Raw genomic sequence first — 15,034 nt, 5'->3', positions numbered from 1 at the left:
ATAACGTGCATGTAGTACCAATAAAAACTGGTTGAAATGTATTGTATCGTGATACATTTTAGGTATGTGTTTTCATATTACTAATACGAGGTGACCATATGGAAAATGAACCTAGCTCGCGCCAAGGGATACAAGTAATCTCTCGTGCTGCTAACATCTTGCGAACGCTTGAGGGGCACCCTGAAGGGTTGAGTCTTAGTGCTATCGCCAAGAACGTCAAACTTGCGCGTTCAACCGTGCAGCGTATCGTTAACTCACTGGCTTCTGAAGGTTTTTTAATTGCAGCAAGTCCTACCTCTCGCGTGCGCTTAGGGCCGGGGCTCGTGTCTTTGGGCTCTGCGGCGAAGGCAGATATTGACAGAGTACTCATACCTCACATGAAGAACTTGTCAGATGAAGTAGGGGAGACAGTGGATTTATCTGTGCAAGACGCTGAAAACATGATCTTTATTGATCAGGTCACCACTGATACCCACCAATTACGCGCGGTCTCTGCGGTAGGGCATGCCTTTTCGATCTACAGCTGCGCCAATGGCAAGGCGATGCTTGCTACCATGAGTGACGAAGAAGTTATGGCTTTTGTTGACGCTCACCCTATTAAAGCCTTGACCCATTCAACCATCACTAGCACCGAACAGTTGCTCACTGAAATCGCCAGTATTCGTAAGAATGGTGTAGCGTTTGATAAGGAGGAACACTGTGAAGGGGTGTGCGCAATTGGCGTGGCGATTGAAGACCCTTATGGGCGCAATATTGCGATTTCCATTCCGGTTCCCACTGTGCGTTTTAATCGTAATAAAAAGCAACTTGCTAAACAGCTGCGTGAATACAAAACCACCATTGAGTTAGCGTTAGGTAAAGGCGCCATGTAATCGGTTAAAGCATTTACAATCAAAAAGGGCGCCATAGCAATATGGCGCCCTTTTTACGAAGTGTGTCCCATCCAGAAATAGGGTGGCGTTATTTTTTGTATTTAACGTAGCCACTTAACGCGATAGCGCCATATGCGAACATCATAAAGACCACGCCAGCCATCCAGAATGTTGTTACTGTGTCCATAAATCACCTCTTATCGTCATGTCTATTTAATTAGACTCACTGAGAAATTTTGCGACCAAAGTACCTAACACCAAAATGAGTGCGATGATCACAAGGGTTGTAGAAAATATGCTCCAAAACATAAGTCACCTGTAAATTTTATGTTAATTACTTGTTGTTTTTAGGTCAAGGTAAGTTTGGCTTTTGAAGTAAGCTTTTTCACCTTTAATCAGAAGATTTGCCACACATCCCACTGCGATAGAGGCGGTCAACGCCATAACTGCATTGCTCTTGAGTAATCCAAGGTTCAAAGCAATATCTGAAAAAGACCATAAAAAATTGCCCGCCCACACGGTGACCAATGTAATGAGTGCCGCCAGTGCGCTGCGCTGCCAGAACAAGCCGTAGATGATGATGAAGAATACGGGTATTAACCAGGCAAATAACCAGGTCATTGCGGCTAATATAGGCGGTAAAAATGATGCCACCGCGATAGCAATACTGGCCAATACCACAATCGCAATCTGGGTCACCTTGGTCATTTGCGCTTCGGTCGCGTCAGGTTTAAATAGCCCCTTATAAATATCATTACTAAAAATAGTGGCTGGGCTGAGTGCTGTCATAGCGAAAGTCGATAAAATGGCTGCTAGAAATGACGCTAACAGTAATGCTCCTAACCAAGGAGGAAGGTATTCTACTAACATTTGGGTGGCGGCCTTTTTCGGCCCGAGTTCGGCAAATTCAGGAATAGTCATCGCGGTAAGGCCCAGCACCACTGCAAAAACACCAAATAAACCATTAACGGGCGCTGCTATCCACAGTGCTTTTTTAATCGTTTTCTCATCTTTGGCGGACATGGCCGTTTGTAATAGCATTTGATTCACTGATTGGCTAAACAGTACCGCAACCACCATGCCCAGGGTAAAGGTCATCAAAATTTGTGAGTTGCCAAAAACGGATATCATGTAATCCATGTCTTGTGATACAAAATGCTCAGCCACTGAATCAAAATTACCGCCAGGTAGACGCAAGGCCATAAAAATTGTGGCTAAAATAAGCCCGACATACATAACAACCGCATTGATGAGGTTGATCCAACCGACTTCTTTCATACCCGCTAGCACAACGTAGAATATGCCGATAACCCCACCCGCTATGGCCCCATTGGTGATACCCCAGCCTGTCATCGCATTAATGATGATGCCAAGCCCTTGAGTCTCTATGGTTAGAATACCAAAAATGATCCCGGCCATAACGCAGGAAACGAGCACTCTGATCCCTTTGCCGAAAAGGTGCTCTAGCAGTTCTGGCACTGTTGTCACTCTAAGACGGCGCACCCACAACCCAGTGCTGTAACACACCACAACCAGTAAAATTACATGAGCGATACTAAACCAAATAGCAGCTGCACCCACTCCCCAAACCATTTCAAACACGCCTAATATATGTGCTGTACCCAGCACGGTCAGTGCCATGGTGGCCGCAACCACTCCCACAGGTAGGCTGCGACCACCTAGTGCAAACTCACTGTCATTATGCGTGGATTGACTTTTTCCGCGTTTCAACCAAAGGGCGACGCCGCAGATAGTGACAATTTCATAAAGTAAAACAATGAACAACATGCTGGTTTTCATAAATAGCTCTTCTTATTATTAACAGTCTGGGTGTGGGCGTCCGGTAAGGTCGCCCAACATGGCAATTTGATCACCATGCTAACCTGCTGAGTAACCGCCGTCTGCGTAAATTACGTGTCCGGTATGAAAGCTCGATGCGTCTGATGCAAGAAAGAGCAGGGGACCGGCAAGGTCTTCTGGCTCACCCAAGCGGCCCATAGGAATGCGAGCGAGAATATTTTCTCGGGTACTTTTGCCTGGCTCGTTGTCTTCAAACATCCAGGCTGTTAGGTTCGAGCGAAATACGGTGGGGGCGATAGCATTCACGGTAATGTTGTGTTTGCCCCATTCGCAGCCCAATGCTCTGGTTAAGCCGTCAACCGCCGACTTAGATGGGCAGTACGCTGAATAACCCGCAGGATGTCCAAGCTTACCTCGCGCAGATGAAACCAATACGACTTTGCCGCCGCCGCCCTGGCTCATGAACTGTTTACCCGCGGCTTTGCATAACAGCCAAGAATCCCGCACGTTGGCGTCCATCACTTTTTGCCAACGCTCGGTGCTTAAATCTTGAATGGGATCTACGTCATTTACACCAGAGCCCACCACTAGAATATCGAGCTTGCCATAGGTAGAAACCGCTTGTTCGACCATGGCATCGCATTCTTGTTCGGTGCTTGGACGAGTGTTACGTGTGGCAACATGTATTCCTTCTTGCCTTAGGGATTCTGCCAGTGATTCCAACGCCTCTTTGTTGCCACCTGTTAGTAACAGGTTGCACCCAGAATTGCCGATCACGCGAGCGGCAACTTGACCAAATGCACCAGTTGCACCCGTAACAAGCGCGACCTTTCCTTTTAAATCAAACAGGCTGGCTGGATTCGTAAGATAGTTATTCATTATTTATTCTCCGGATAAGGCATGATCACTAACATGCTGACCGTATTATTGGTTTTATTGATAAGTGTCCGCTTGGCATTAGGCGGAATACGACAACTGTCTAAAGGCCCCAAAATGACCTCTTTATTGTCGTGAGTAATACTGACTGAGCCCTCAAGCACGACGTAAACTTTCTCTAGTGGGGATACATCTCCTTGTGCACCGCCGCCGGGCAAAAAGTGTGAAAGTCCTACCCAAAAATTTTCTGTGTCACTTGCATCCCAGCCTTGTAAGCGAAGGCCGCAAACATCGAAATGCCCCGGGGCCTGATAAGGCATGGCGTCTTCTAATTTGGTTACATTCATTTGTTGCACCTGCTGTCATTGATATGACTAACGTTCTTATAAAATGAGGCGGGGGAGACTCACTCACGCGCCTGAATATGGCCAGACAGCATTAAAAGCTGACGTTGTCCTTGCCTTTGAGGTTCAATATTTGACGCGCTTCTGCTGGCGTGGCTATTTCTAACGAAAATTCACTCAGGATGCGCTTGATTTTGGTGACCTGCTGGGCGTTACTGGTAGCGAGTTCCCCGCGTCCAATAAACAAGCTGTCTTCTAGGCCGACGCGCACATTGCCGCCCATTAAAGCGGCTTGGGTAGAGAAAGGCATCTGATTTTTACCTGCCGCTAAAACGGACCAGTGGTAATCGTCACCGAACAATTTGTCAGCCGTTTTGCGCATGAACATTAGGTTATCTTCATCTGCGCCAATACCGCCCATAATGCCGAATATAGTTTGAATGAAGAATGGCGGTTTGATTAAGCCGCGATCGGCAAAATAGGCCAGATTATAAAGGTGTCCCACGTCATAACATTCATGTTCAAATTTGGTTCCGTGGTCGCCCATGATGTTCATGATTTTCTCGATATCACGAAAGGTATTACGAAAAATAAAGTCATCGCTGTTACGAACATAGGGTTCTTCCCAGCTGTACTTCCAAGACTTATAACGGTCTGCGAGGGGAAACATGGCGAAGTTTAAGCTGCCCATATTCAGCGAACACATTTCAGGTTTAACTTCCATTGCCGCCCACAAACGTTCTTCAACCGTCATGGTAGGGCTACCGCCTGTAGTCAGGTTGATGACTGCGTCGGTGCGTTCATTAATCACTGGTAAAAACTGCTCATATACTTTTGGGTCGCCCGTGGGTTCCCCCGTTTCCGGGTTACGTGCGTGTAAATGAATAATGGATGCACCGGCTTGTGCGGCATCAACAGATTGTTGGGCGATGTCTTCTGGGGTAAATGGCAGGGCATCCGACATGGTTGGGGTGTGCATTGCGCCAGTTACTGCGCAGGTAATAATGACCTTTTTGTTCTTTTTCATGGTTTATCCTTTAGAATTCACGGTATTGACTAAATATTTGCTCAGATTTTCTCGCAGGGTTTGGGCGCTTTCGTCAGTCCAACGTTTAAAGCCTTGGCCGGTTTTTATTCCTAATTCACCTTTTTCAACCTTGCTTTTAAGGATGTCAGAAGGGACGGTATCGCGGTTGATGCTGGCCAAAATGACATTATGAATGTCCAAGGTTAAGTCCAGGCCTACCAAATCGGCATTTTCAATTGGGCCAAGCACGGGCATTCGCAGACCAAAGCTATTTTTCACGACTGTGTCTATACCTTCGGCCGTGCATACCCCGTCATTAATTAGCGCTATTGCTTCTCGCCATAAGGCATGCTGCATGCGATTACCTACAAAACCTGGAACGTCTTTATGGATATGTACTGGTTTTTTCCCCGCGAAGGCTAACAGCGACATCATGCTTTCAACCGTGGCCAGAGACGACTGTTCGCTTTGTACTACTTCTACAAGCGGCACTAAATAAGGTGGGTTCCACCAATGGCAACCTACGATCCGCTCATTACAGTCCAAGCCTTCAAAGATCTCCTTGATGGGGATCACGGATGTGTTGCTGGCCAGAATGGTGTCTGGTCGTGCATGACGCAGAATATCTGTAAATATCTGTCGCTTTAACGGTAGTTTTTCGGGCGCCGCTTCAATCACAAAATCGGCATCGGCGACGGCGGTCTCTAAGTCGTCGCTGATGTGAATGAAATCGAGCGTACTCAAGGATTGGGATAGGGCGGTCAAATTGGCCGCAATTTTTTGTTTTGCGGTTTGGCGAGCACCTTCAATCGGATCGTACAAGGTGACTTGTATTGCTTTGTTGGCAAATACTTGCGCGATGCCACAGCCCATAAGCCCTGCGCCAATAACCGTAATGTGAGATGAGGAGAACATAGTCTTATTCCTGCTGGATGTACTGAATCAGAAAGGTATTGCATCTGGAAATAGCATCGGAAAACAAAATCGGGAGACATCGCGGATTTATATGCATGACAGATAAACCCGCGGTTTCGACCTGTTTACTCTGTGTCTCCTTGCTCGATACGGTACTCACCTTTAGGGTCAACCATCGCCACGAGGCGCACCATACAACCGTCGCCGCCTTTCCAGCGCCATGGGAATGCAGCAATAGTGCAGCGCTTGCCAGTGACTTTGTCTAGTTCGCCACCCACATTCTCAATGCCGCAAATACCACTGTTCAACAGGGCTCTATGGCACGGCTCCCAATCAGGAAAATCTTCTTTAATGCCACGACCGCCGGTGAATTCACGGTACTCGTCTTCAAGATGAGGAATAAGAGGTCCTGTGCCATGTGGACCGATAGCCGTACCCAGCGGATGATCAAGTGCTTGCACATCAATACCGACCATTTTGACTTTCTTCTTTGCTAACCACTCGCCCGCTTCACGGTACAGTCCTGGGCCATAATGATAATACTCAGCAGAATCAGCATAGGTATGGTGCCAACCTGTATTGATAATAACGATATCGCCTTCGCGTATTTTAGGACGAACGTTTTCAAGATCTTCAGCTGTAATGACTTCCCACTTTTTCTTGGGAATAGACACCACAACACCTGCACCGAAGAATCTTGGCAGTGGCATTTGATCCATAAATGGGGTGCCTTCAACCACGTGAGCTGGGGCGTCAATGTGGGTACCTGAATGCATTACTGTGGTGATTTTTTGCGTCAGAACCCCTGAACGAGAATGACCATGAAGACGCTCGATTTTGACATCTTCAAAGTAAGGCCAACAAGGCTGTCCCAAACCCCATTCATGGCTTAGGTCGTAAAACTGCATCCCGGTGTCGTTACTTTTATTTTCTTCATCGATCATTTTATCCATGTCAACTTTTGGAATTCTGTGTACTCGTTTTATGTCATTAATTTTCATATCTCACCTATTCACTATGTGGTACATCTGTATCGAAAATTGAGATTAACAACGAATTTTTTATATGTCAACGAATAGTTAAATTAGTGTTCCAGACTGTTAATTTAAAGAATTTATCTTATTTATCAGTTGTTTGATAAAGGTTTTGGATGGTGTTCTAGTGCGCCAGTTATTGTTTTTAACAAAAAATATACATTTATTTGACACGGTGTGAAGCTGTCTGTAGTTTAAAAATTGATCGGTACACTCATATCGCATGGTGGTTGAATTGCACTACTTAGAGCGAGTCACAAATATAAAAGTAACAGGACGGGCACATAGAAATGATAAGAATTAATCAAATAACAGCGAGTTTATTGACGGTTTTTGCAGGCGCTATCTCGCCGATTGCGATTGGCCAAACACCAGACGTTGAAACGCAAGGTGGGCCTGCACTAGAAGTGATTGAAATCACGTCTCAGAAGCGGGTACAAACGTTACAAGAAGTACCTGCCACGGTAACCGCTGTTTCTGGCGCCCTGCTTGATGAATATGGCATCGATGACTTGTTCGAGATGGCGGATTTAGTGCCGGGCATGGTGTTTTCTCGCGCGCCTGATGACGGCTTAGCGCTGACTTTGCGCGGGTTAGGCACGCCTGCTCGCACACAGTCTTTTGATCAATCGGTTGCCTTATTTCAAGACGGTATGTTCGTTGGAAAAGGGCGTATGTACTCAGCGGCGTTTTTTGATGTAGAGCGCATTGAGGTCATTAAAGGTACGCAAAGTACGCTACTGGGTAAAAATACCAGTTTGGGCGCCATAAGTGTTATTTCTAAAAAGCCCAGTGATGTGTTTGAAGGGAATATAAAGGTGGCTCGGGAATTCGTAAATGATGGTTGGACGGTCGATGGTGGGCTGGATATTCCATTGGCTGATAATTTTAGTGTGCGCGTTGCTGGCCATTATGTGGATCAAAACGGTTGGGTTGAAAATCTGGCCACTGGGCGAGACGTGCCTGAAGATAACGACACAGGTCTGCGCATTACAGCGTTGTATGAGCCCACAGATTCAATCATTGTGACCGGGGTTTATCAACATTCAGACAGTGAGCGCATCGGCAACGGTTATCAGTTTGTGGATAACGGCGATTATTTCAGCGACGACGTGTTGGCCGTCATCGGTGAAGCGCAACTCGATGACACCAAAAGCGCGGTGTGTACACAGTGCCCCAATGAAGAGAGTTATCACGATACCACCGTTGATTCCTATAATTTAACCGTTGAAAAAAGTCTGGATGATTTTACGCTAACCTCAATTACCTCTTACGCTAAATACGACATTCTATTTTATGACGACTTTGATTTTGGCAATGCCTTTGACGAGTTGACTTATGTCACTACAGGTGAAGTTGACTATTACAGCACGTACTTTAAACGAGCAGAAACCTATGATCAGTTTTCACAGGAATTTCGGTTAGCGTCTGAGGGGAGAGACGACTTCGATTACATGATGGGTCTCTTTTACTTTGAGAGCGATTGGGATTCTTTAGAGGAGCAATTTTATAACACTCCTAACTTTCCGCCGGATAACGCAGGGCAGTTGTTCAATGGGTCTTTCGGCAATGATTTCAAACAGCAAACAGACACGCTGTCTGCGTTTATTCAATCAGATGTCTATCTCTCTGAAAAGTTAACGGTATCTGGAGGTTTACGTTACACGGATGAAAGTAAAGATGTGCAGTTTGATCGCGTTCAAGGCGAGCTAGCTACGCTTTGGAATACGGTGGTAAATCCTCCGTTTGAGTCTGACTTAACATTTGATGATAGTTTTTTAAACGGTAATGTCAGCGTGAAATACGAATGGTCTGATAATACCGTTGTTTACAGCTCTTATGGGGTAGGGAGCAAGACAGGGGGATTCGCAGAATCTGCTGAAGTGAGCAGTGCCAATCCGTCGTTAAATGTTGAAGATGGCGGGGCGCGAGTGGCAACAGAAGAAACACATACGTATGAAGTAGGGTCGAAGATGGTGTTACTAAACAACAGCATGAACCTTAACATTGCTTTATTTTATACAGACATTGATGATTTTCAAGAAACCTCATTTTTAGTCACAGGCGCCAGTGCCAGTTTTATTACTCAAAACACAGATGTGAAATCGAAAGGGTTTGAGATTGACAGTAAATGGCAAGTTACCCAAGATATCCAAATAAATGGAGCACTCGCCTTTGCTGATTCAACGCACAAAGAGGATGGCAGCGATTTAGCGCAAGCGCCAAAGTGGACAGGTAATATTGGTTACTTGTACACCAATGAACTCGAGTCTTGGGATATGCATCTGCGTTCGAGCGGCTCTGTGCGCTACCGAGATAGCATGTTCAGTCAAATAAATGAAACTTACGCGTCTGATAGTTTAACCACGCTAGATTTTACCCTAGGTTTATATTCTAACGACGATACTTGGGAAGTGATGTTGGTAGCGCAGAATCTCACAAATGAACGGGCGAGTGATTTTAGCGGACCGCCGGCGGCACCCATAGGTGCTATTTTAGGTGCGCCTACGGGCGATCAAGGTATTACCTCGGAAACATTGAATACGCAGCGTACGATTAAACTGCAAATGAGCTACCATTTCTTTTAATCGCTACTGAATGTTAAATTCCAAAAGGTATTTAAAGCCGATTTTTAAGGGACTAATAAAGCGCTATTTTATTTACCTGCATTAAAACTCATAACACCCAATATTAATGACTGGTATTGGGTGTTTTTTATACTTATCAATTTAGGGGTTAAGTCTTTTTATTTAATAACTAGAATGCAATTTTATAGATTAAAATTTGAGTTTTATTCACTCATTCACTATTTTTAATGCAGGATAAATTAATTTATACGTTGTAAAGGTTTAAATGTTTTCGTAAACGAATAAAGGATTAGTTATGGAAAACGTCGTAAATCAGATAACCCCCCTCTTTTCTTTCAAATTATCAAAATTTGCGCTGGCTTTTTGGCTAAGTTCATCGTCAATGACTTATGCTGCACAGAATATTGAGGGTGATGATACATCTGTCAATCAATACAAAACTGAGCTTGAACGGCAGCGGGTTTTATTAACCAAGCAAGGTGAGAAAATAGAAGCACTGACGCGCATGGTGAATGCCCTTATGGCGAATAATCAGGCAACGGGGTCGGATGAAAACTCAAATAAAAACCCGAACAAAGGTACATCACACAATGTAGCTGGTACTAATACATCAACATCGAAACCTAAGCAGGCTAAACCAACGCAATCAACAACCTCTAACGTGGCGCAAAACAAGCCCGTTGGTCAAGCTCCGCCTAAGTCGTCAAATGTGATTGGCGCCAGCGCCATTCCTGAATTAGGAGATACCTTTAGCGGTGTGTTATCCGGTAAAGGCACATTCGTCTTAGAGCCTTCTTTTGGCTATTCATATACCGATAACAATCGGGTTTTCTTAGATGCTTTTTCTTTCATACCAGCATTAGTTGTGGGGCTTATTGATCTGCGCGAAATTAAACGACACAGCTTTATTGGCAGTATTTCAGCCCGTTATGGGATCACCGAGCGCTGGGAAGTCGATTTGAAAGTGCCTTATCTCGCACGAAGTGATAGCCAGCGGTCACGCCCTGTCAGTGTCGGGGTAAGTGAAGATGAGATCTTTAACGCTGACGGCCATGGGCTAGGGGATATTGAGGTGTCGACCCGTTATCAACTCAATAACCCAAAAGATGGAGGCCCCATTTTTGTCGCAAACCTTGTGGCGACTATTCCTACTGGTACCAGCCCATTTGAAGTTGAATTTATGCAATCGACCCCCGGCGCGGTATTTCCCACAGAGCTGCCAACAGGCTCGGGGTATGTGAGTATTCAACCTAGCGTTACTGCTATTTATGCGACTGATCCCGGCGTATTTTTTGGAAATTTAAGTTATGGATACAACATGGACACAGACGAGGAGGTGGGTAATGTTGACCCAGGTGACAGCGCGGGGATCAGCTTCGGTCTTGGGGTATCATTGAATGAACGGGCATCCATGAGTCTGAGTTATTCTCATAAGCATGTGTTGAAATCAAAGATCAACGATATAAAAATAGACGGGAGCCAACTCGATATTGGCCAGTTAATTATAGGCTACTCGTTTCGATATTCGCCCTCAACAAACGTCAGTCTGTCATTGGCGATCGGTGTGACAGATGATGCACAAGATACGCGTTTGAACTTCAGACTGCCGGTGACGTTTTAGTGATTAACGTTCAAGTACTCACGCAATAACCAGCTAAATATAATAAGTTTTTGGCCGCATCGTGTTCTGGCAAACTGTCGATTGATATATGGCTTATTAATACATCACTAAGCTACATCCTTTGAATCCACCTATGACTTAGGTGCTACTGGTGCGCTATGGCGTTAAAATACGTGTTATATAATTGGTCTTGGGAAAAGGCTTGTTTTGCATGCTCTAAGTTCTTTATTGTGATATCGATATTGGTTATTGCGGATAACGTTTGGTTATCTAATGTGTTCTGTAAAACGGTATTTAATGAATTGGTAGGCAAAATGGACTGCAAAGAAAATTGGTCTTTGCTTAGTAAAGCAAAATCTTGCGGGGTTTGAAAATAGGAATGACTGACTAATTCGCCGTTTCTGAATATGCTTTTTTGAAAATTTAAATCCACCACCACGCCATTACCGAGCACAAAGCCTGCGCGCAACTCTGCCAACGCACTTTCTGCAACGGGCTCCCACTGAGTATGCTCAGTCAATTTGTTAGCAGAAAGGGCGTGAGTACTGTAGGTGGAGGTTGCCATTAAAAGTACGCTAATAGCGTTAATGCGAGTGGTTAAGGTGCGAACGGCTGCTGGCATATTCATAAATGAGTCCTTCACTTAAAAGTCGACGCTGGATGGCTGCAATACGTTAAATAGCCCTAGGCTGGCATGGTCGATGGCCAACCCTAAGTTTGCCCTAACGAGATGATCGTTTTGTTGATCGTTCTTGTAATGATTAACGGCTATGTCCTTTCGATCTTGTATTACAAACACAATTCGGTCTCCCCACATCTGTTGAAAAGCATCTATTTTTATCGACTTAATACCAACTGCTGGATCACCCACTAGCACCTCGGAGTCATTACTGCCTTTGATGATCACGAAGTGCATGTAACCGTTGTTATTAATAATTGTGATGGCAGGAAGCTGCGCACTGGCTAGTTGTTTGAGAGTGATTTTGAAACCATTTGCGTTATAGCCTCGACGAGTCAGATAGTGTTTCATATCGAGTAGAGAAAACCCTTGATGCTTAATTTTTTCTTTGTTGCCATGTGCGAACATGTCTTTAAACACGCTTAATTCATTCACTTGGTCGTCGTAATGAAACGATAATAAGCTTGCTAACGTGGCCGAGCCGCAGCTGAAGTCATATTGTTGTTTGTAAATGGTTTTAAAGCGTAGCTCGGCAATACTGGAAACTTTAATCGAAAATTGGCCGTTAAAATCGACTAGGCCGCCCCAAGCGGGGGAAGTGGTCAATAACAGTAACAAACAAAGTAAAAGTCTCATGTGTACACCTATTCATCCGTTAATTAGGGGCAATGGTCACTGTGATAATGGTAGAGTCCTGAATAATGACGTTGTTACCGGTATTTTGAATAATAGAAAAAACGCCGGCCGCTTCATTGAACGAGCCGCGATCAATTGTGTTATTTCCGGTCACACTATTTGAATTGTAATTGTTGGTCAGTACAGCCTCTAAGTGGCTATTGTTGGTCACATCCACCACACCACCCATACCACGTTCTTGCTCTAAATCTTCGAGCAACACGGGTGGCATTTCATCTATATTTGGTTGTGCAGTTACACAAAAAGACACCGATAAAAGTAACGGTAACAAAGATGATACGCAGGTAACTCTCGATAATATCTTCATGGCTAGTATCCTTATTAATAAGTTACTGGCGCTGCCGCCAGTAACTTATTTATCCTTGAAATGAAGCCTACAATAAGGAGGTTATTGTGGGTTCACATTGACATTCCCTTGGAAGGATACTTGCTGCTGAGCTAAGGCATTGTGCCCTAGGTTCTGCACGTTTTGGTTGATACCAGCGGTTCCATTGAACGTATCAGACATACTATTGTTACTAGCGATAGTTGACTGATTATCAAAGCTGTACGTGACGTAGTTGCCTGTTACTGTGCCAGTTAAGTATGAATCATTGACACTGTAAGTCGTGGTGGCCACTCCGCCGTTATTCGCCGCAGACGTTCCCCAGCCTTCGGACCAAGCCGAGCTACTGTCGCTGTTATCACTGTTATCGCTGTTGTCACTATTATCAACAGAGGCTGTGCTACCACCATTGGCAGAGGCGCCACCTTCGGCGGCACTGGCATAACTATTGTCACTGTTATCACTATTATCACTGCTGTCACTGTTGTCTACGGTGGCTGTGCTGCCACCATTAGCAGAGGCGCCACCTTCGGCCGCATTAGCGTAGCTATTATCGCTATTGTCACTGTTGTCTGAATTATCTGAGTTGTCAGAATTGTCAGAGTTATCAACATTGGCTGTACTGCCGCCATTAGCCGACGCGCCTCCCATGGACGAACTAGCATAGCTGTTGTCAGCGTTATCAGAGTTGTCAGAATTGTTGCTGTTGTCTGAATTATCCGAATTATCTGAGTTGTCGCTATTGTCCGTGCTGGCTGTACTGCCACCATTGGCTGACGCGGCACCCATCGCGTTGGCGCGCGCCATGCTGTTGTCGCTATTATCACTGTTGTCTACCGAGGCGGTACTTGCGCCATTAGCGGCTGCAGAGCCCATCGCACTGGCACTTGCCATGCTGTTGTCTGATCGGTCAGAACTAGCGGTACTGCCGCCATTGGCTGCTGCGTCTGATGCTGATGCATAGCTGTTGTCGCTATTGTTGCTGTTATCGCTATTATCAGAGTTATCAGAGTTATTGCTGCTGTCTGAATTATCAGAGCGGTCACTCATGGCGGTGCTGCCGTTGTTTGCAGTCGCCTCAGTGCCCATAGCATAACTGTTGTCACTGCTGTCTGAGCTTGAGCTATCTGAATTGTCAGAGTTGTCGCTATTATCTGAGTTATCAGAGTTGTCGCTATTATCTGAGTTATCAGAGCGGTCTGTCATCGCCATACTGCCGTTATTTGCCGCAGAGTCGGTGGCTGAAGCGTAGCTACCATCGCTTTTATCACTGTTATCAGAATTATTGCTGCTATCAGAATTGTCAGAGTTGTCGCTGTTATTTGAGTTGTCTGAGTTGTCAGAACGATCACTCATAGCCGTACTTCCATTGTTGGCGGCAGATTCAGTGGATGATGCGTAACTTCCGTCGGATTTATCACTGTTATCAGAGTTGTCTGAATTGTCACTCATATCAGAGTTATCGCTGTTATCGCTGTTGTCAGTTGCGGCCATGCTGCCATTATTTGCTGCAACTTCTGACCCTGAAGCAGAGCTGCCATCAGAGTTATCGCTATTGTCTGAGTTATCACTGTTATCAGACGCATCGGAATTGTCTGAATTGTCGCTATTATCAGTTGCGGCCATGCTGCCATTATTTGCGGCAACTTCAGACCCTGAAGCAGAACTGCCATCAGAGTTATCACTATTGTCTGAGTTATCACTGTTATCAGACGCATCGGAATTGTCTGAATTGTCACTATTATCAGTTGCGGCCATGCTGCCATTATTTGCTGCAACCTCAGACCCAGAGGCAGAACTTGCGTCGCTGTTGTCAGAAGAGTCAGTGCTGTTGTCGGTATTGGCGGTAGAGTTCTCATTTGCCGCAGCGGAAGAGTCTCCGGTGCTATCAGCACTGGCTGTGGCTGTTTGGGAATCAGCAACTTCGTTTGCGGTATTGGTAGGGTTTGCCCATACACTGGTTGCTGAACCGAGTATGATAGCCATGCTTGCTGCTAATAAACTTTTATTAAATGATTTCATCTTTTATGCTCCATTAAAAAACGATTGGTTACCATTCACTGATCGTCACACTGAAAATAGCAACGCCTTAATATTCAAATTATGAAAAAGGAAATTGAACATTTATCTTGTTCTTAATCTCCCGCATCAACTGTAGTTAAATGGAAACTAAAAATTCCATTAAATACATATTAAATTAACCTCAAAAATAGCGTTAAGGACCAGTATCAGCTTGGTTCTTTTAAAATTTGGGTAA

The 15,034-nt window shown here is 45.0% G+C and carries 13 protein-coding genes; 3 read left to right on the top strand and 10 right to left on the bottom strand.

Annotated elements, in window-relative coordinates; translation table 11 throughout:
• The first annotated feature begins 98 nt into the window (after positions 1-98).
• On the top strand, positions 99-872 hold the full coding sequence (locus tag PATL_RS11860) for an IclR family transcriptional regulator (RefSeq protein ID WP_011575124.1): 774 nt from the start codon (positions 99-101) through the stop codon (positions 870-872).
• Positions 873-1,202: 330 nt separating this feature from the next.
• On the opposite strand, the gene PATL_RS11855 is transcribed toward PATL_RS11860, so the two are convergent.
• From PATL_RS11855 to PATL_RS11830, 6 genes are all read right to left on the bottom strand, one after another.
• Entirely contained in the window at positions 1,203-2,672 is a 1,470-nt protein-coding gene (locus PATL_RS11855; RefSeq protein WP_011575123.1) for a sodium:solute symporter family protein, read from the bottom strand.
• A gap of 78 nt (positions 2,673-2,750) precedes the next feature.
• Positions 2,751-3,551, bottom strand: coding sequence for an SDR family NAD(P)-dependent oxidoreductase (locus PATL_RS11850; RefSeq protein ID WP_011575122.1), 801 nt, complete (start codon positions 3,549-3,551; stop codon positions 2,751-2,753).
• On the bottom strand, positions 3,551-3,895 hold the full coding sequence (locus PATL_RS11845; RefSeq protein ID WP_011575121.1) for a cupin domain-containing protein: 345 nt from the start codon (positions 3,893-3,895) through the stop codon (positions 3,551-3,553). Before PATL_RS11845 ends, PATL_RS11850 begins: the two co-directional genes overlap by 1 nt.
• 91 nt (positions 3,896-3,986) lie before the next feature.
• Entirely contained in the window at positions 3,987-4,919 is a 933-nt protein-coding gene (locus tag PATL_RS11840; protein ID WP_011575120.1) for a 3-keto-5-aminohexanoate cleavage protein, read from the bottom strand.
• Positions 4,920-4,922: 3 nt separating this feature from the next.
• Complete coding sequence (locus PATL_RS11835; RefSeq protein WP_011575119.1) at positions 4,923-5,834, bottom strand: 3-hydroxyacyl-CoA dehydrogenase family protein; 912 nt, start codon at positions 5,832-5,834, stop codon at positions 4,923-4,925.
• A gap of 125 nt (positions 5,835-5,959) precedes the next feature.
• Positions 5,960-6,835 (bottom strand): cyclase family protein, encoded by an 876-nt coding sequence (locus PATL_RS11830; RefSeq protein ID WP_011575118.1) that lies wholly within the window; start codon positions 6,833-6,835, stop codon positions 5,960-5,962.
• Between the two features lie 323 nt (positions 6,836-7,158).
• On the opposite strand from PATL_RS11830, the gene PATL_RS11825 reads away from it, so the two are divergent.
• Together PATL_RS11825 and PATL_RS11820 are read left to right on the top strand one after the other, a co-directional pair.
• Positions 7,159-9,456, top strand: a complete 2,298-nt coding sequence (locus tag PATL_RS11825) for a TonB-dependent receptor (RefSeq protein WP_011575117.1) — start codon at positions 7,159-7,161, stop codon at positions 9,454-9,456.
• Between the two features lie 295 nt (positions 9,457-9,751).
• Positions 9,752-11,077 (top strand): transporter, encoded by a 1,326-nt coding sequence (locus tag PATL_RS11820; protein ID WP_011575116.1) that lies wholly within the window; start codon positions 9,752-9,754, stop codon positions 11,075-11,077.
• A 145-nt stretch (positions 11,078-11,222) separates the two neighbouring features.
• Here PATL_RS11820 and PATL_RS11815 read toward each other — a convergent pair whose 3' ends face one another.
• The 4 genes from PATL_RS11815 to PATL_RS11800 all read right to left on the bottom strand — a co-directional run bounded on the left by PATL_RS11815 (position 11,223) and on the right by PATL_RS11800 (position 14,799).
• Positions 11,223-11,705 carry a hypothetical protein gene (locus PATL_RS11815; protein WP_011575115.1) on the bottom strand — a complete coding sequence of 161 codons (483 nt, stop codon included), beginning with the start codon at positions 11,703-11,705 and terminating at the stop codon, positions 11,223-11,225.
• 15 nt (positions 11,706-11,720) lie between these two features.
• Positions 11,721-12,392 (bottom strand): C39 family peptidase, encoded by a 672-nt coding sequence (locus tag PATL_RS11810; RefSeq protein ID WP_011575114.1) that lies wholly within the window; start codon positions 12,390-12,392, stop codon positions 11,721-11,723.
• A 19-nt stretch (positions 12,393-12,411) separates the two neighbouring features.
• Positions 12,412-12,759, bottom strand: a complete 348-nt coding sequence (locus PATL_RS11805; RefSeq protein WP_011575113.1) for a hypothetical protein — start codon at positions 12,757-12,759, stop codon at positions 12,412-12,414.
• 81 nt (positions 12,760-12,840) lie between these two features.
• Positions 12,841-14,799: a hypothetical protein gene (locus PATL_RS11800; RefSeq protein WP_011575112.1), complete on the bottom strand. Its 1,959-nt coding sequence runs from the start codon at positions 14,797-14,799 to the stop codon at positions 12,841-12,843.
• Between the last annotated feature and the right edge of the window lie 235 nt (positions 14,800-15,034).

The sequence above is a fragment of the Paraglaciecola sp. T6c genome, assembly GCF_000014225.1.
Classification (GTDB): Bacteria; Pseudomonadota; Gammaproteobacteria; order Enterobacterales; family Alteromonadaceae; genus Paraglaciecola; species Paraglaciecola atlantica_A.
Note: the sequence above shows the minus strand (reverse complement) of the source record. Positions and strands in the feature narration are given on the sequence as shown.